This is a genomic window from Mesorhizobium sp. P2_D1 (assembly GCF_056404455.1).
Map to the genome: position 1 here is coordinate 1 of NZ_JBFUDZ010000174.1, position 706 is coordinate 706.

1 protein-coding gene is annotated in these 706 nt (G+C 56.1%); it reads right to left on the reverse strand.

All coding sequences use genetic code 11. The features are described from left to right. The coding region (locus AC1D0I_RS32815) for a phosphotransferase enzyme family protein (protein WP_477400220.1) at window positions 1–650 on the reverse strand (650 nt) is incomplete at its 3' end. Window positions 651–706: the final 56 nt, after the last annotated feature.

A 706-nucleotide genomic window follows, 5' to 3' on the forward strand; every position in this document is an offset into this window, starting at 1 on the left:
TTGATGTCACGCGCTGTCAACGTCCTTTCGGAGGCATACCCCTCCAGCAATGCGCATTCGATGACGTCAAAGAGCGGATCCTCTCGATTCTGATAGAGGCTCACCGCAACGTCGTACATACGCCATCCGAAGCCGCAATCATCGAAATCGATGACTTGGGCCGAGTGGTCCTCGCTCATCAAAATATTTTCGCGCACAAGGTCTGCATGTATCAATCCGAAAGTCCTGGCGCTTTTCTCGAAACCCACTAAAGCACCCATCGCCTTTTCCCGAGATTTCGATACGAGGTCACGCAAGGCATGATCGAGCAGAGGCGAGTTGGTAAAAGGCCCCCACAATGGATTTTCGGAGAAGAAAGCTCCGAAGTCCCATGCGTGCCTTTCAAAATCACAGGGAAGAGGCCACGCCTCAGTCAGATTGTGCATCCGCGCGATCGTGCGTCCCAAGGCTGAGAAAGAACGCTTCGCTTCGTCACCTGACATGTTTAGCGGGACGCCACTCTGGCCAAGCGGCCGCCCCTCCACCCAGGACATGCAGTCAACTTGCCGCGACTGAGAGGAAGCCTCCGTCCGAGCATGCACGAACAACTCACCCGACAAAGCTGCAATCGGCCGGGGCGTCGGGATGCCACTGGCTTGCAGGTAGTTCATCCACTGCAACTCCGATCGCAACGCGGCGTCGGAATGGTAGCCAAACCGGTGGATAC